General features: G+C 42.2%; 16 protein-coding genes. 3 read left to right on the top strand and 13 right to left on the bottom strand.

Features of this window, described 5'->3' with window-relative positions; translation table 11 throughout:
• Positions 1 to 473: 473 nt before the first annotated feature.
• Positions 474 to 2,483, top strand: coding sequence for an exoribonuclease II (rnb, locus tag I1A42_RS18460; protein WP_161157857.1), 2,010 nt, complete (start codon positions 474 to 476; stop codon positions 2,481 to 2,483).
• Positions 2,484 to 2,561: 78 nt separating this feature from the next.
• On the opposite strand, the gene I1A42_RS18455 is transcribed toward rnb, so the two are convergent.
• From I1A42_RS18455 to I1A42_RS18425, 7 genes are all read right to left on the bottom strand, one after another.
• On the bottom strand, positions 2,562 to 3,620 hold the full coding sequence (locus tag I1A42_RS18455; protein WP_161157858.1) for an FAD:protein FMN transferase: 1,059 nt from the start codon (positions 3,618 to 3,620) through the stop codon (positions 2,562 to 2,564).
• 261 nt (positions 3,621 to 3,881) lie between these two features.
• Positions 3,882 to 4,193, bottom strand: a complete 312-nt coding sequence (locus tag I1A42_RS18450) for a DUF4144 family protein (protein ID WP_196124338.1) — start codon at positions 4,191 to 4,193, stop codon at positions 3,882 to 3,884.
• A gap of 24 nt (positions 4,194 to 4,217) precedes the next feature.
• A complete protein-coding gene (locus I1A42_RS18445; protein WP_196124337.1) occupies positions 4,218 to 4,916 on the bottom strand; it encodes an SDR family NAD(P)-dependent oxidoreductase in 699 nt (232 codons plus the stop codon).
• Between the two features lie 37 nt (positions 4,917 to 4,953).
• Positions 4,954 to 5,451, bottom strand: coding sequence for an HD domain-containing protein (locus tag I1A42_RS18440; RefSeq protein ID WP_202436527.1), 498 nt, complete (start codon positions 5,449 to 5,451; stop codon positions 4,954 to 4,956).
• A gap of 223 nt (positions 5,452 to 5,674) precedes the next feature.
• The gene (locus I1A42_RS18435; RefSeq protein ID WP_161157861.1) at positions 5,675 to 6,559 is read right to left on the bottom strand and encodes an AEC family transporter; all 885 of its coding nucleotides are present in this window, start codon (positions 6,557 to 6,559) and stop codon (positions 5,675 to 5,677) included.
• A gap of 151 nt (positions 6,560 to 6,710) precedes the next feature.
• A complete protein-coding gene (locus I1A42_RS18430) occupies positions 6,711 to 7,208 on the bottom strand; it encodes a GNAT family N-acetyltransferase (RefSeq protein WP_161157862.1) in 498 nt (165 codons plus the stop codon).
• Positions 7,209 to 7,383: 175 nt separating this feature from the next.
• Positions 7,384 to 8,292, bottom strand: a complete 909-nt coding sequence (locus I1A42_RS18425; RefSeq protein WP_196124336.1) for a choline sulfate utilization transcriptional regulator — start codon at positions 8,290 to 8,292, stop codon at positions 7,384 to 7,386.
• A gap of 151 nt (positions 8,293 to 8,443) precedes the next feature.
• On the opposite strand from I1A42_RS18425, the gene betC reads away from it, so the two are divergent.
• Complete coding sequence (gene betC / locus I1A42_RS18420; protein WP_196124335.1) at positions 8,444 to 9,967, top strand: choline-sulfatase; 1,524 nt, start codon at positions 8,444 to 8,446, stop codon at positions 9,965 to 9,967.
• A 45-nt stretch (positions 9,968 to 10,012) separates the two neighbouring features.
• Here the strand turns inward: betC and I1A42_RS18415 are convergent, their stop codons facing one another.
• A complete protein-coding gene (locus I1A42_RS18415) occupies positions 10,013 to 10,768 on the bottom strand; it encodes a DUF3944 domain-containing protein (RefSeq protein ID WP_196124334.1) in 756 nt (251 codons plus the stop codon).
• A gap of 330 nt (positions 10,769 to 11,098) precedes the next feature.
• A complete protein-coding gene (locus tag I1A42_RS18410; RefSeq protein WP_161154274.1) occupies positions 11,099 to 11,725 on the bottom strand; it encodes an OmpA family protein in 627 nt (208 codons plus the stop codon).
• A gap of 337 nt (positions 11,726 to 12,062) precedes the next feature.
• Here I1A42_RS18410 and I1A42_RS18405 point away from each other — a divergent pair, with 337 nt between their 5' ends.
• Complete coding sequence (locus tag I1A42_RS18405; protein ID WP_196124333.1) at positions 12,063 to 12,539, top strand: FKBP-type peptidyl-prolyl cis-trans isomerase; 477 nt, start codon at positions 12,063 to 12,065, stop codon at positions 12,537 to 12,539.
• A 79-nt stretch (positions 12,540 to 12,618) separates the two neighbouring features.
• Here the strand turns inward: I1A42_RS18405 and I1A42_RS18400 are convergent, their stop codons facing one another.
• The 4 genes from I1A42_RS18400 to narQ form a co-directional block, all read right to left on the bottom strand.
• Complete coding sequence (locus I1A42_RS18400; RefSeq protein WP_230389659.1) at positions 12,619 to 13,248, bottom strand: beta-phosphoglucomutase family hydrolase; 630 nt, start codon at positions 13,246 to 13,248, stop codon at positions 12,619 to 12,621.
• A 77-nt stretch (positions 13,249 to 13,325) separates the two neighbouring features.
• The gene (locus I1A42_RS18395) at positions 13,326 to 13,856 is read right to left on the bottom strand and encodes a GNAT family N-acetyltransferase (protein ID WP_161154276.1); all 531 of its coding nucleotides are present in this window, start codon (positions 13,854 to 13,856) and stop codon (positions 13,326 to 13,328) included.
• A gap of 323 nt (positions 13,857 to 14,179) precedes the next feature.
• Positions 14,180 to 14,812, bottom strand: a complete 633-nt coding sequence (locus I1A42_RS18390) for a response regulator (protein ID WP_196124332.1) — start codon at positions 14,810 to 14,812, stop codon at positions 14,180 to 14,182.
• Positions 14,799 to 16,523, bottom strand: coding sequence for a nitrate/nitrite two-component system sensor histidine kinase NarQ (gene narQ / locus I1A42_RS18385; protein ID WP_161154278.1), 1,725 nt, complete (start codon positions 16,521 to 16,523; stop codon positions 14,799 to 14,801). Before narQ ends, I1A42_RS18390 begins: the two co-directional genes overlap by 14 nt.
• Positions 16,524 to 16,527: the final 4 nt, after the last annotated feature.

The raw sequence follows: 16,527 nt of genomic DNA, 5'->3' as shown, positions 1-16,527 counted from the left end.
CATCGCAACAATATCGTTGTCTTTAGAACCATGGCATCACTCGTTAGTGTTTGAAAAACACCCGAAAAAACGTAGGGTTATCTATTAGTGTAGACAGTCTAATTAAACTCGTTGAATAAAAAGTGGTCTTCTCGACAAATTCTTGCCATCCCTTACAGCAAAAATAGGAGCAAATTTCTGACGTTGGATTTACCCAAGGATCACCGAGTAATTGGCTTGGTGGATATACTTTCAACCCATTACCTAGTACCATTGGCGGTAATAAATAATTTTCACGGTACTGGCAAAACACATAAGTGGAAATAAAGCGTGCGCCTGTTGTAGTAACGCAGCCTAACGGCAATTAACGTTACTCAGTCACGCTGTCCGTCGGTACGTCACGCGATTGGTTTCTATTTCTGATTATCCGAGTAGAAACATGGGGATAGTTTGAAGTGCTACGCGCTTTAAATACCAACAATTAAGAGTAAATAATGTTTCAAGACAACCCGTTACTTGCCCAGCTAAAGCAGCAAATTCAAGAAAACCTTCCGAAAAAAGAAGGCACAATCAAAGCCACAGACAAAGGCTTCGGCTTTTTAGAAGTAGACAGCAAAACCAGCTTCTTTATTCCACCACCCTATATGAAGAAATGTCTTCACGGCGATAAGGTGATGGCAATCATTCGTACTGAAAAAGAACGAGAAGTTGCAGAACCAGAAGAGTTACTTGAGCCATCATTAACCCGCTTTATCGGGCGAGTAAAATTATTCAAGGGTAAGTTGAACGTTGTTCCCGATCACCCACAGTTAAAAAAGCAATCGCTTAAAGCTCGTGCGCGCAAAGGATTAAACCCTGAAGAGCTCAAAGAAGGTGACTGGGTCGTTGCCCACCTTATTCGCCATCCACTAAAAGGTGATAACGGCTTCTTCGTTGAAATCTCGAAAAAAATCACTGACGCAAATGACAAAATTGCCCCTTGGTGGGTAACTCTTGCTCAAAATGACTTACCCAATTCCGAACCCGATGGCATCGATAACTGGGAATTGAAAGACGACGCCGATTTAGTGCGTGAAGATCTTACCGCTATTCCATTTGTAACGATCGATGGTGAATCAACCAAAGATATGGATGACGCGCTTTGGGCAGAAAAAAATGCCGATGGCAGTTTTAACCTAATGATTGCCATTGCTGATCCAACGGCATATATCACACCTGATGATTCGATGGATAAAGTGGCTCGTGATCGTGGCTTTACCATTTACTTACCGGGTCGTAATATTCCAATGCTTCCTCGCGAACTCGCCGATGACCTTTGCTCACTGATTGAAAATCAAGAGCGTCCAGCGCTATGTTGCAGTGTTACTGTCTCTGCGGATGGTGTGATTGGTGATGACATTCGTTTCTTCGCAGCGAATATGAAATCTCACGCTCGTCTTGCTTATGACAATGTGTCTGATTGGTTGGAAAATGGCGCAAGTGATGCTTGGACACCAAGTGAAGAGATCGCTCAAGTCGTTCGCGACTTGTACGATTTTTCTCGCGCCCGCGCAACGTGGCGTGAAGAAAATGCTGTTGTGTTCCCAGATCGCCCCGATTACCGTTTTGAATTAAGCGAAGACAACGATGTGGTTGCTATCCATGCCGACATGCGTCGCAGTGCCAACCGATTAGTTGAAGAATCAATGATTACGGCCAATATTTGCGCGGGTAAAGCACTGCGCGAAAAGTTCTCCACTGGTGTATTCAACACTCATGCTGGTTTTAAACCGGAGAAAATGGCCGAAGTGGTTGAGCTAGTGACTGAACATGGTGCGCCAGACGTTACGGCGGAATCTCTTGCTACTGTAGAAGGGTTTGCAACTTTGCGTCGTTGGTTAACTGAGCAAGAAACATCTTACCTAGATAATCGTATTCGTAAGTACCAAAGCTACAGTGAAATTGGTAATCAACCATTGCCACACTTCGCAATGGGCCTAGATGTATACGCAACATGGACCTCACCAATTCGTAAATACGGCGATATGATTAACCACCGTATGCTTAAAGCACTCGTTCTCGATAAAGAGCCAGTACAAACACCTGACGAAACGGTAGGTGAAGAATTAGCTCTGCACCGTAAACACCATAAAATTGCTGAACGTAACGTTGGTGATTGGTTGTATGCTCGTACTCTTGCTGAAGAACCAGCAAAAGAGACGCGCTACACGGGTGAAATTTTCGATATCAATCGTGCTGGTATGCGAGTTCGTGTTCTTGAGAATGGCGCAATGGCGTTTGTGCCAGGAGCGTTAATTCTTGATAACAAACAACGCATTGAATGTAACGGTGATAACGGCACTGTTTCTATCGACAAAGAAGTGGTTTACCGTTTAGGCGACACACTTGAAATTGTGCTGACAGAAGTTAACCAAGAAAATCGCAGCATCGTCGCAAAACCAACTCAAGTGTTTGCTGATGCGCCAAAAGCAGAAGAAACAACACCTGAAGAAAAAACCGCTTAATCATTACTGCGCGTTTGTTCGATAAAAAAATCCCTCAGCTTAGCTGAGGGATTTTTTAATGACCAGCATTTAATATCGTTACTTATCAAAAACCACTCGGGTGGATTTTTCTAATGCTTCACTCTTAAAGCTCTCCGGCTTGTCTTTTGTGCCTTCAATAAAGAACACTTCCAAATTTTTACGCAGCGCAACGGCTTTACCCACTTTAGGGCCTAAGCAAAGCATCGCTGTTGCCCAAGCATCACTAATTTCTGGATCATCACCAAATACAGAAGCAGACACGAGATCATGTGTCACTGGCGCACCGGTACGAGGATCTAAAATGTGTGAATACTTCTTACCTTTCGCATCGAACGAATGGTGGTAAGTACCAGAGGTATCTAACGTTACCCCTTTTTCACTGTTGATGGTGACAATCTTGTATGGCTGAATGCCTTCTTCTGTTGGCACTGGGCGCTCAATCGCCACACGCCATTTCTGACCTTTTGGCTTATGACCACGAATTTTCATATCGCCGCCAAACTCTACCAGGTAGTTATGGATGCCATCATCTTCAAGAATCTTACTCAATTTACCGATGGTGTAACCTTCACCCATCGAAGAGAAATCTAATTGCACATTTGGCATCGTTTTACGAATACGCATGGTTTTAGTATCAATAAGCACTTTATCGAGACCGAGCTCTTTTTTCACGCTTGCGATTTGATCTGCGGTAGGAACTTCAAGAGTGCCTTTTTGGAAACCCCAAAGTTTGAACAAAGGAGTAATAGTTGGATCGTAACAACCTTGAGTATCACGATTAACCATTCTCGCCACTTCAATTAAATGAATGAAATCACTTGACGCAGATTGCCAATCGATAGAATCACTTTGGTTAAATTCGGAAATATAAGAATCATCACGATAAGTCGATAGCTCTTTATCAATCTGAGCCAATTTATCTTTGAATTGTTTTTCTACTGTTTTGGTATCTACATCTTTATCTGTCCACCAGCTAATGTGATACGTCGTACCTTGAGCATAGCCTTGTACTTTTTGAATTTCTGGCGGTTGATTACATCCAGCAAGTGCGGCACTTACGGTTGCTGTGATAAGTAGATTACGACAAAATTTCGCGGAGACACCTGATATATTCATGAACAAAAAGGAACCTTGTTAATCTGTTACATGCTCGATTCTAATACCAAAATAATTGATTTCGTGACCATAAACTATGGCAGAATCCGACAAATCGCCGAACTAGTATCATCGAGACGAATTATTAATTTGGGTGCAGAGTCTAACTGTTGCTAATAAATAATGCGACCCCTAATCACTATGTGACTGACAAATAATCAAAAATTTATTGATTTAAGCCATGATTATACCCAAACAACTGCCAGTTATTTGGGCACTCGGTCAGTACTCAGTAAGAATAGAGCGAATTGCACTCTCTATCGAAGGAAACCAGGTTTTACTCACACACACGCCCCCTTCATTGGCACTATGGCTCTGTATCAGAAGATTGACCTCATCCAGTGTGAGCTGTTTTATCGTATCTGCCTTGTCTAAACCATCCCTAAGGTCAAAACAACAACCTTTACTATCAATAAGATAATCATCATCCGTTAGCTTTAAAGCGTGGAGCTGTTGTTCTAATTGTTTCGAGTTTGACACCATCAGTAATTCATCATCACCAGCCAGTTTAATCATCGCAGGCCAATTAATCATTGTTATCCCCTGTTTTGTAATGAGTTACCAAGGCAGTTCTGTTTCGGTTTCCAAATTATAAAAGTGTCGATGAGGTAATTGACCATGTTGAATTTTATTAATTAGGCGTGACGCAGCAAGTTCTGGGGTCATTTGCGCATCGGTCGCCGACATCCCGGTTAAAAGTCGTCCGGGATGCAGTGATACAACCTTAAAGTCTTCATCTTCGAGTTCATCCGCTAAACACAGGCTCAACATATTTTGTGACACTTTACCAATGCGATAAGAGAAAGAACACCCTGAACCTTTTGCTGCTCCCTCAGCTTGCATTTGCATCGACCCACGGCGCGAACTGATGTTCACTATTGTTGGTGTCTGACTACGTTTCAACGCACTTAATGACCCCTGAACCGTATTCAATGCCCCAACACAATGACTGTTAAACTCTTTACGCAGATAGCTGGCTTTAGTCAGTTCCAGGTTCGGCGCTTTGGTCCCGGTCCCTGCATTATTAATGACGACGTCGAGCACCTGATCGTCTAACCAACCGGATAATTGCTCTACGTATTTATCAGTCGTAATATCTGCAATAAGAATATGACTTTGCGGTAATTCTGCTTGCAGCTCAGCCGCAGATTCGACACTGCGAACAACTAAAAATAGATCGAAGGATTGAGAGGCAAATTGCTGAGCTAATACACGACCAAATCCGCGTGCAGCTCCGGTAATTAATACGGCAGACATGATATCCCTATTTCATTTAACTAATTGAAATATCAGCCTAACACCCTTTATCTATCAATTCATTCATTTCTAGCCAAAACTCATCACATAGCCCTTTTCGATACGCACACTGCTTAAACTGAGGATGCTCTTGCTGATACATTGCCATGCGTTCTTTATCTTGAGTAATACAGCACATACGTAAATTAGATAATCTATCTGCCGCTTTAACAACCAAAGCAATCTTTTCTCGCCCTGCTACATGCGACATACGCTCATATGTTTTTGCTTTACGCTCAGCTCGTGTGTCACCAGGTTGATCGGTGAGGATACTAACGCAACGCGCTATAAATGGACCAAATTGCTTCTCTATGACATCTAACGTAACTGCGGTATCTTCCACCACATCATGCAAATAGGCGATCGTGACAGCTTCAGCGCCATAAGGACGTGACAAAATAGCTACTGCTTCCAAGTGCTTTAGATAAGGATCCGCCCCATATTTTTGTTCACCATGGTAATAAGTCGCGAAGTCTTTCGCCCGTCGATTCATCATAAGTGCTCCTTTTATATCCCTTTTACTGCTGTGTATTGGGATATAGCGACTGTTCTAAATTATGTTTCTAGCATAAGAGCGAATACATTCGCGTTGAAACCGTATTTTGCGGTTACTCGAGTATTAGATTTTTAAAACTCATCACGTTTTAGATAAAAAACAGGCCATCATAATGACAGCCTTCTTTCTCTTGCTAAAGTAACTATTACCGTGACCGGTGATGTTAACCAATCACGGTCAGTTTTATAATAATCAGCGCAATAAATGCGGTGGGTAAAGTTAAGAACGTTAACCCCGCAACTTCGTTCACCGGACCACCATAACGAGTGGAGAAAATGTAGTTCAATACGGCGACAGGCATGCAACAAGCAATCAATAAATTAGCTGTATGTAACGGCGTTAAACCGAATAAATAAGCCGCTCCCCAAGCCATCGATAGGCCAATCGCTGGACGATACAGAGATAGGAAAAACAATCGAATCCAATGGGCTTCGTGTACTTTCATATGCGCCAAAGAACGCCCTAACATCAGTAGCATCACAGGGACAGTAATACTACCGACCATATCAAACACCCGAATCATAAATTGTGGAACAGGAATACCTGAGCCCATGATGGCAACACCAACTAACAGTGCAATAACCGGTGGGTTCGCTAATAAGCGTTTGGGGTTAAAACTCCCAGACATCATCCCAATACCGAGGGTAAAGTGACTGATCTCTATAATTGACGAGATGATGACGGCACCTGCTAAGCCTTGCTCTCCTAATAACGCATAAGCAATAGGAATACCTAAGTTGCCGGTATTGGGGTTGACTAAAACGGGCAAATAAAAGCGGCGTTCAAGCTTCATCACTTTCAGTAAAACTAACGTCACAAGTACCATGCCGAACAGAGCAAGTGCTGATGCCAGTACCAGTTTCCCCATTCCTAAAAAGTCGATATGAGTACCCAACATCGAATGCAATAGTAATGCTGGCATACCAACATTCACGATCAAACGCGGTAGATTGGGATCATCCAAATACGCGGTTTTTTTACTTAAAAACGCCCCCAAAAGTGCAATGATCATGACAGGCAAAATAGCCGAGATAAATGCGGAAAACATGAAAAACCTTACGTTATACCTACAGTGCACCAAAGTGGATTCAAAAGGTTGGTAGCACACGTCGAAAAATGTGATTCAATTTACCGTGTTAAACACTGTACGCCAACTATAAATTCGCATTGGAACGACTTAATTAGGTATGAATCCCTGATTAACGCTCAGCCACCACTCGTCCCATCTGATATGCGTCAACATAACCACCATTACGAAAAGCAAAAGCAGGTGAGGTTCCTTCAATCACAAATCCATATTTTTTATATAGATGAACAGCTGCTTGATTATCCGTATAAACCGTCAGTTCGAGCCTTTTAAGGTTTAACCAGTTATCGGCAAGGTTAATCACCGCTTCCAACAAAGCGCTGCCGATGCCCTGCCCCTGACATTCATCTTTAACGCCAATGCCAAAGGTCCCGACATGACGCCGACGCACACTTGTGCACACTTCTAACCCGACGTTACCCACAATTTCGCCATTCACTTCAGCCACCAAAGAGTGGGCATGTGTCGGCACATCTGTCAGGCGCTTTTGCCAGATTTCAATTGACGGATAAGGCAGTTGCAATGTACCACTGTAGGCTACAATTCCCGCATAAATATCTCTTACAGCGGCCGCATCATTAGGTTCTGAGCGGCGAATTAATATTTCCATTGTTATGTTTAATCCATGCATTAGCTAACGAGTTAGCTGACTTTAAAAACGACTATCAGTTCAGGTAAAAAACTTACCATAACATATTAAAATAATTGAATAATTACTAGTCATATCATGGTCGTAGATTAAAAAATCGCTGAAACAGCATCTTGAAGTAACGTAGGTAAATATTTTATATACTGACTTTATTTCTTTCCCGTTTTAACCAATCGATAAATAGCCTCACCTCAGCAGTGGGTTTTTGTTTATCCGGAATCACTAAGTAATAACCTTGTGAGGTTCGTGCAGTGAATTGCTTTTCTGCAATAAGGGCACCTCGCTGGATGAATTCATCTAATAATGGGGTCCAACCCAACGCGACTCCCTGCCCACTTAACGCCGCTTGCACCAATAACGTATAATTATCGAATTCAATGGAAACCTCCGGTGGTTGCCAAGTAGTAGAAAAATAGTCAAACAAGGACTCCCACTCAATCCAAGCCTCTTTGTTATCAGAATTTAGACGTAGCAAGGGTTGCTCGCAGATAGCTTCTAATGTCGTCAAACGCGAATTTGAACCAACGAGTAAAGGACTATAAACAGGGCAAACTTGCTCGGTAAACAGAAGTTCAGAATGACACCCCTGAAAATGTCCATCACCAAAAAGAATCGCAATATCCGTTTCGGCATCAATTACGCGCGATGAAGACTGTGCCGTTTCGAGGCGAATATCAATATGGGGAAACGCTTGACGAAAACGAGTTATGGTTGGAACCAACCAATATGCCGCCAAGGCAAAATCAGTGGCAAAAGTAATACGCTGACTTTGGTTGCGTTGTTTAATTTTTTGAATGACTGCAGTGATATCTTGTAGGCTCGTTTGCGTAGTGACAAACAACATATGCCCTTCATCAGTCAACTCCACTCCCCGGTATATTCTGCGAAAAAGCGCGGTACCGAGTTCCTGTTCTAAACTACTGATTTGTTGGCTTACAGCAGGTTGAGTTGTCCCCAATTCTCTAGCGGCCCCAGTAAAACTTAGAAGCCTAGCTGATGCTTCAAAAGCGATTAACGTCTTAAAGTTTATCTTTTCATTACTCATGGTATAAGATTTTCTAATCTATGATATAAGTTTTCACTCAGTTTACAGCGCTAAAAATTCCATGCAAGGTAATGCGGCTTGACACATCTTTAGTTGAATAAACAACGCTTGTTTCTCTGGAGAACTTGTTAAATATAAATAGGAGAATTCGATGTCGACCCAACAACCTAACATTTTATTTATTATGGCTGATCAAATGTCAGTCAATGCGCTTCCCTGTTACGGTAACTCTGTAGTAAAAGCACCTAACTTGACCCATCTGGCAAATAATGGGGTCGTATTTGATTCAGCCTATTGTAACAGCCCTCTATGCGCGCCATCCCGTTATGTACTCATGACAGGACAGCTTCCTAGCATAATAGGAGCTTATGACAATGCCGCAGATTTTCCAGCGGATATTCCTACATTTGCCCATTATTTACGCCGACAAAATTATCAAACAGCGCTTTCGGGAAAAATGCACTTTTGTGGTCCAGAGCAATTGCATGGTTTTGAAGAGCGGTTAACGACTGACATTTATCCTGCCGATTATGGCTGGTTTCCTAACTGGGATAAACCAGAAGAACGTCCAACTTGGTACCACAATATGTCTTCAGTTACTCAAGCAGGGCCATGTGTACGCAGTAACCAGCTCGATTTTGACGATGAGGTTGTTTTCCATGCTGAACGCTATATATATAATTATGTGCGTGGCAAACAGGAGCGCCCATTTTGTCTTACCGTATCGATGACACACCCGCATGATCCCTACACAATATTAGAAGAGTATTGGCAACGTTACGATGAAAACGATATCGATTTGCCTAAAGTTCGCTTGAGCAAAGAAGAACAAGATCCGCATTCACTCCGTTTACAAGATGTATACGCTTATTACGATCAACCTATTGAAGATGATGATATTCGCCGTGCTCGACGAGCCTACTATGGGGCCATTAGCTATGTCGATGATCAAATTGGACGCCTACTAGCAGCATTGAAACAATCTGGATTAGATGACAACACCATTGTGGTATTTTCCGGTGACCACGGCGATATGCTGGGTGAACGCAACCTCTGGTATAAAATGTCCTTTTTCGAGGGATCAGCAAGGGTTCCTATGATCGTGTATGCACCCAACACATTTTCCCCTAAACGGGTCAAAGAGTCAGTGTCTACGATGGATTTATTGCCTACGTTTACCGAGCTGGCAACAGGGTCCCAAGTTCAAGACTATGCGATGCCGATTCAAGGACGCAGCCTAATGCCGCACTTAACGGGGCAAGGTGAAAAACACGATGAAGTAATCGGGGAATATTTTGGTGAGGGAGCATTAGCACCAATCTATATGATCCGCCGCTCTCAGTACAAATACATACATTGTCCCCTAGACCCAGACCAATTATTTGATTTAAATAACGACCCATTTGAATTGTGTAACCTCGCAAATCAACCAGAATTTGCTGATATTGCACAATCATTTAGAACCGAAGCACTTCAGCGCTGGGACTCAGAGAAACTCACCCAAGATGTATTAGTGAGCCAACGCCGACGCCGATTGGTTGTTGAAGCACTCAATAAAGGGAAAAGACTGGCATGGGATCACCAACCTATATTTGATAGCAGTAACATGTATATGCGTAATCACATAGACTTAGATGATCTTGAAGCAAAATCACGCTTCCCTAAACCAGAGTAATACGTCAAATCGCGGAAGATGTTATTCATCTTCCGCGCATTGTATTTAACTCGCTTTTGCTTCTTTAACAGGCTGCTCAAAACGATATTTCTGACGTAATACCGCTACTTGAATCACTGCCGGAATGGTCACACGATATGCCGCTCCAGCGAGATCAACCGCTGTCCATGCGCCAGAAATAGCCCAACCAACAGGCCCAGCTAAAATACTCATGGCACGAGTTAATGCGACGTTGCCAGCAAATGACAGGCCGCGACCAATCAGCGCTTTGATCACTGCATTAACAATGACTAAAGTCAGTTGGTATGACTTAAACCCACCGATTTTGAATGCCGCTTGAAACGCCATTAACACGGTTTGTTTGGTGACGACACTGGTATTTTCTACACCAGCAGCCTGAGCAAAATCACGTAGCTCTTCATCGTCCATATTATCCAGAGCATCTTCTAATATTTTCATAAGAAGATGAGTTTCAATCATTTCAACATCTTGTTCTTTATTGAAATTAACTTTTAGCTTACTGCACACATCAACCAGAATTTCTTTATATTCCACACCTTTTCCACCACGGAAAAAAGTAGCGACGGTATTCGCGCCATAAGTTTGAATTTCTGCTGCGATATCTTCCCAATATTTGGCGTGATCAGGATGATGACGGTTATACCCTACTGATTTTGTTAACTCCTCTGTCCAACGCGGTTGTCCGTCATTGTCGTGAGTTAAACTATAAACTAAGTCTTCCAGATCATCCGAAGACAGTTGACCTAAAAACTCCAAATCCGCATCGAAACGATATGCCATTATTTTTGTTCTCCAATTTGTATCGCACAATGAAACAAACCAACTTGATAACAAGCCGGTGGCTTCAGCCAAAGTCACCGGCTTGGTTTCATCGAGCGAGTCTCTGCGAATGTCCGCAATAACAATTCGCTCTAACTAACTAACTAACTAACTAACTAACTAACTAACTAACTAATATTAAGAGAGTTTTGACAGAGAAATGTCAATTGACAGACTGCTTTTTATTGCAGATAAAAGATGGAAACATCCCCACACTTTTACGCGCTAACCAATACCCAAAAACAAAAAATCTCGCCTATTGCGAGATTTTCTAATAGGGAACCAAATTATCTAAGACGCTGTGCCATCGACAATAAAGAGTAATTCGACGCGGCGATTACACTGTCGTCCGCTGCGAGTTAGATTGGTGCATTCAGGAATATATTCGCCATAACCACGCGTATAGATTGATTCTTTAGGCACTTGCATTTGGCGCAGCATACGTTGAATACTTTTCGCACGACGTTCAGATAAATTATCATTTAACGCGTAAGTTCCGGTCGTATCGGTATGACCATTCACAACCACGGTAATGGCTGGATTATGAGCAAGAAAATAACTGAGGTTCTGCATCCATGGATACGATCTTGGCAGTACCTTATCCGAGTTAATTTTAAAGTGGATGGTATCTTCGATATATACCATCATGTATTTACCAGGTATCACTTTGTAATCAATATGGTTTTGCTGCAGAAATCGAATTAATTTACTGTAGTTTGTTACAACCACAGGGCGAGTCACTTGTTGCTGTGAGACTGGCGGTGTCCCCCAATCAGGATTACGCACAGCAGAAGCATCTTTAGGGGCCACATCCAATTTGCTCCCGCTCATCATTTTGGTCAAAGAATCAAAATTATCCATGCCCAAAGAGCTACAGCCACTTAGGATTACAGACAATAAAAGAAATAAATACTTCATCAAACTCGCCACTCATTGATGGATTACTTAATTTATATCGGCCAAATTTAGAAAACTTTACGAAAAATTATTACCTTACCCTAATCATCTTGAATTAATTCCCCGTCCCCTCTTTCACGTAACACCATTTTCATTACCTTCAATCTGACGCTTTTATAGGGGGTAATGATCACGATTGTTTGTGATTGGGATATTGAACCACATAGGTCGCTTTACATCTTCTCGTCAATCGCTAAACTGCTATCCAAAATTTAGCCAAGTTTATGGCTTCTTGCGAATAATTCAGTATTGATATATGTCGCTAAGAGAACCTCTTAACAAATTTGAGTATTACTTTATGTCTAAAATTGTGTTGCCCTTAATCGTTCTCATTCTTGCGGGCTTTTTTATTTACCGTACATGGAACAATCATAAATTAGCGGAAGTCAACTTCGCAAAAGGCCAAGCATTCCTTGCCGAAAATCAGCACAAAGCAGGAATTCATACGACCCAAAGCGGATTACAGTATGAAATTTTAGAACCAGGGACTGGGGATATTCACCCGACAGCAAGTGATAAAGTTAAGGTGCATTATGAGGGCCGATTAATCGACGGCACCGTATTTGATAGCTCTTATAAGCGTAACGAACCGATCGTATTCGGCGTGAAACAGGTTATTAAAGGTTGGCAAGAAGGACTACAACTGATGGTTGTGGGTGAAAAAGCGCGGTTTTATATTCCAAGTACGCTTGCTTATGGAAAAAGTGGCACAGGCCCTATTCCACCGTCATCAACCCTTATTTTTGACGTCGAACTGTTGGCAATTCAAAAGTAAGCACAACACGAATGACAAAAAGGGAGCAAATGCTCCCTTTTTCGTACTAAAAACTGTATCGGCACGCTCAGCGAAAAGATTAAGGTATTGAGACAGGATGAAACTCTAACCCTTGCGCGGTGACTAACACACAATCCATACCACCAGCATGAGCGGCTTGCATCCCCAATAGGGTATCTTCAAACACAACACAATCATTAGATGATAAACCAAGCTCATCACACGCGGTCAGAAACGTCTCTGGATGGGGTTTATGGTGGCTTACGTCGGTCGCACTGACTAACGTATCGACTTTGTCCCAAATACCGGCTTGGGTTAGTAATCTAGTGGCACTATCACGCTGGCTTCCTGTGCCGACCGCGATTTTCTTTTTACCCAAGTAACGGTTTAACACATCATTAGTATCCGCAATCAAAGTGACTTGATGTTGCATTTCTGCATAGCGTTCCATTTTATAATCAGCGACAGCTTTGGAATCAAACTGCTTGCCATAACGCTCATTAATTTTCGGGACAATTTTAACACTCGGCATCCCGCCCATACTATTTAACCAAGGTCCATCAAAAGGGAAATCGAAATGCTCTGCGGCTAATTTCCATGAAGCGACATGGTTTGGCATTGTATCAAGCAAGGTACCATCCATATCGAAAATTAAGCCTTTGTAACGTTCAAAATCAATATTCATCGTTGCCACTGTTTCCCTTGTCATGTATTCCTTACCCATCATACAGAAACACCCATACCTTTCAAAGATATGGGTGTTCTTACAATAGCCGTTGATGAGAATCAATGCACAGCTTCAGCAAGTTGTTTGGGCGTTTCCCAGGTATAAATAAACTCTGGAATAGTATGGCCACATGGTGCTTTCCATGCTCGCTCTAGCTGGTGAATTCCACCAATGTGATCATAAAAATCAACCGCTTGATGGTTTTCTTCCATCACTTCGATATACACACCAGAATCAGCAAAATAGTGATCAACCCATTTTAGTGCTTCTTGGATCAGCAATTTACCTAACCCCTTACCACGATGCTTTGGCGCAACATGCAGCGATTCAATGATGGTTCCTTTATCAAAATCATGATTACCAAACACGCAGATAAAGCCAAGAAGTTCATCTTGTTCTTCAATCAGAACAATATGCTGGTTAAAAGGGGGATTGGTTAGGCGAGTCTGCCAGATAAGGAGGCGATCTTCTAACACTTCGTTTTCAAGATACTCTTCACCCAAAATACCATGGTAATGGGTACGCCAGCTCAACGCATGGAGCTTAGCGATATTTTCATAATCGCGGTATTCCGCGGCTCTAATTTCCATTTATTAGTCCTTATAACGTCCTGTAAGGATTTAAGTCCTTGTCCATATTATTAAATAAACTCTAAAATGCAAAATATCCGACGAAGAATCCGACTTGCTGGTAAATAAAAAGTCTTTAATTCTAATAAATTTAAATAAACCAGTTTAATATATTGTAATTTTACTTAACTAAAGTGAGTGCAGTTGAATAAGAGCTCAACATAAGAGGCTGTTGCATTGTTAAGGGAAATAACAGATAGCCCCTCTCCACATCCCTATGGAGAGAGCCACTATCTTTATCTTAATCCTACATCTTGAGATTACTTCGTATAGGATGGAATGAATTACTTTAAGTCACCATACCGTTCTAGATACAACACGGTTGCTGCAGTTCGCGATGGAACCTGCAGTTTTTTCAACAAGCTTTTCATGTGCACTTTAACCGTGGATTCGGAAATAAATAAGCGGTCAGCAATCTGTTTGTTACGAAAGCCCTTCGCCACCTCACCTAGGATTTGTGCTTCACGATCAGTTAACGTATCAAACACATCACGGCGATCGCGACGCAGGCTTAAGTAACGCAAGACAGCATCACTATATGCCTTAGTTCCGGTCACCGCATCCTTTAGCAGCTCAATTAACTGCTCAGGCTCAGTATCTTTGAGTAGATAACCGTCTGCCCCAGCTTTAATCAGTGCTTCAATATCGCCGGCGTTGTCCGATACGGTTAAAATAACGATAGTCGCACTACACTCATCCGCTCTTAACGCTTTGAGTGTATCTAAACCCGACATGCCCTTCATGTTTAAATCGAGCAGAATCATATCCGGTTCATCGTTGCGCGCTAACGCGATTGCTTCACCACCACTACTCGCCTCAGCAATCACTTCAAATTCTGGATCTATACTAAGTAATTGCTGTATTCCTCGGCGCATGAGTGGATGATCATCGACGAGCATCACTTTATACGTGGTCAAGGTTTTTCTCCTTTTCTAATTGATAAGTGAGCGTGACTTTACACCCTTCATTCGGCTGTGAGTCTATTTGTAACTGCCCTCCTAGCCTTTGCGCTCTCTCATACATAATGTTCATCCCATAATGGTTTATTCTAGATGCAGGTTCAGAAAAACCGATACCATCATCTTCTACATAAGCGAGCACAGTTCCATCTTGCTCCCCACAGTAAATAACAATTTTGTCTGATCGTGAGTGTTTCATCGCGTTAATCGCGGCTTCTCGCAGCAACTGAATCATATGCACTTGGCGGTGAGCATCAATATCCAGCGAAGATAGCTGATTAATCAGTACAATTTCTGCGTCTGTCTGCGAATCTAACTGCTCGACCATTTCCTTGAGCGCTTCACCGAAATTGCTTTCTTTGAGCGTTAAACGGAACGTGGTTAACAATTCTCTAAGCTGCTTATAAGCGCTTGAAAGCCCCGTATCTAATTCTGACATCACTGGGGATGTTTTATCTTGAATCTCTTGATCCTCTACCTGACTCATGATGCGCTTTAATAACGTCATCTGGATCTTCAAATAAGACAAAGACTGAGCGAGTGAATCATGTAACTCACGGGCAATCGTTGCCCTCTCTTCAAGTAATAGCAGTTGATCAGCTTGTTTTTGAGCACGATTATAGTAAATAGCTCGCCCAAAAATTCGGCTGAAACTATTGATAAAAGAACGTTCGGGACATGGCAGCCCTTCTTTCCAACGTAAATAGCCAATTATTTCGCCATCGACTGTCAGCTCTTGTTCATGAGGGAACTTTTGACAAGTCAAACCATCTTGTAATGTCAGGCTATTCCCGCCAGTATCTACCACCTCTAGCTCTGCCGAAATAACCCCTTCTAAAGTAGTGAAGTGATGTAGCATTGCTTGAAAGTTATCAAGTTTAATTCTCGAAGCCGACAGCTCTTGCGATGATTGATACAGCACTTGAAGCGATTGATTTGCTTGCCTTAAGCGTCTGGTTTTTTCATCAACGGCCAATTCCAACCCGCGGTACAGCTTCCCTAATTCACTGGCCATACTATTGAACGTTTTTGCCAGAATCCCTAATTCATTCGGTAAATCGGTATTGAGCTTAATATTGAAAGAACCAAACTTAATATCTTCACTGGCCTTAAGTAACTGTCCGAGTGGGGCGACGACATTTTTACCCATATACCGCACGACCCAGAGTGAAATAAGTAAAATACCCACCAAGCAAATGAAACCCACCCAAGCTAAGCGTTTAAGTTTTATTTCATTGTAATTTTGCAGTTGTAAAACGAATCGATCCAACTGCTGAACAAATGGTTCAACATTATCCAAAAACTGCGTTCTTTCGTGACCTTGTAACATGCTCTTTAAGCTCTTCCATTGGATAATGAGGCGGTGATAATCATTACGAATATCGTTCGGTATCGTCCAACTGTCTAATTTACGCATTGCGGGGCTATACAGTATCCGTTCGAACTCACGCATATGCTGCTGAGTTTTGCCAGAATTTTGCGCGATATCCATGGCCAATCGATAGGTTTGTGTCCTCATCGATCCTGAGTGATTAATCAGCTGAGCGTCATCTAAAGAAGACGATAGAGTGATGACCGAATAAACCATAATTGATAGCCCCAAAATGATGACAAATGACATCGATTTCCCGACAAAACTGGTCACTGGTTTACTCGTTTTTCGTAACACCCGT

Source organism: Vibrio nitrifigilis (assembly GCF_015686695.1).
Lineage (GTDB): Bacteria > Pseudomonadota > Gammaproteobacteria > Enterobacterales > Vibrionaceae > Vibrio > Vibrio nitrifigilis.
The sequence above is the reverse complement of the archived record's forward strand: the minus strand, read 5'-3'. Positions and strand labels throughout refer to the sequence as shown.

Bases quoted from the DNA above. Each gene is read 5' to 3' on its own strand.
- rnb (WP_161157857.1), top strand. From the start codon at position 474: ATGTTTCAAGACAACCCGTTACTTGCCCAGCTAAAGCAGCAAATTCAA.
- I1A42_RS18455 (WP_161157858.1), bottom strand. From the start codon at position 3,620: ATGAATATATCAGGTGTCTCCGCGAAATTTTGTCGTAATCTACTTATC.
- I1A42_RS18450 (WP_196124338.1), bottom strand. From the start codon at position 4,193: ATGATTAATTGGCCTGCGATGATTAAACTGGCTGGTGATGATGAATTA.
- I1A42_RS18445 (WP_196124337.1), bottom strand. From the start codon at position 4,916: ATGTCTGCCGTATTAATTACCGGAGCTGCACGCGGATTTGGTCGTGTA.
- I1A42_RS18440 (WP_202436527.1), bottom strand. From the start codon at position 5,451: ATGATGAATCGACGGGCGAAAGACTTCGCGACTTATTACCATGGTGAA.
- I1A42_RS18435 (WP_161157861.1), bottom strand. From the start codon at position 6,559: ATGTTTTCCGCATTTATCTCGGCTATTTTGCCTGTCATGATCATTGCA.
- I1A42_RS18430 (WP_161157862.1), bottom strand. From the start codon at position 7,208: ATGGAAATATTAATTCGCCGCTCAGAACCTAATGATGCGGCCGCTGTA.
- I1A42_RS18425 (WP_196124336.1), bottom strand. From the start codon at position 8,292: ATGAGTAATGAAAAGATAAACTTTAAGACGTTAATCGCTTTTGAAGCA.
- betC (WP_196124335.1), top strand. From the start codon at position 8,444: ATGTCGACCCAACAACCTAACATTTTATTTATTATGGCTGATCAAATG.
- I1A42_RS18415 (WP_196124334.1), bottom strand. From the start codon at position 10,768: ATGGCATATCGTTTCGATGCGGATTTGGAGTTTTTAGGTCAACTGTCT.
- I1A42_RS18410 (WP_161154274.1), bottom strand. From the start codon at position 11,725: ATGAAGTATTTATTTCTTTTATTGTCTGTAATCCTAAGTGGCTGTAGC.
- I1A42_RS18405 (WP_196124333.1), top strand. From the start codon at position 12,063: ATGTCTAAAATTGTGTTGCCCTTAATCGTTCTCATTCTTGCGGGCTTT.
- I1A42_RS18400 (WP_230389659.1), bottom strand. From the start codon at position 13,248: ATGACAAGGGAAACAGTGGCAACGATGAATATTGATTTTGAACGTTAC.
- I1A42_RS18395 (WP_161154276.1), bottom strand. From the start codon at position 13,856: ATGGAAATTAGAGCCGCGGAATACCGCGATTATGAAAATATCGCTAAG.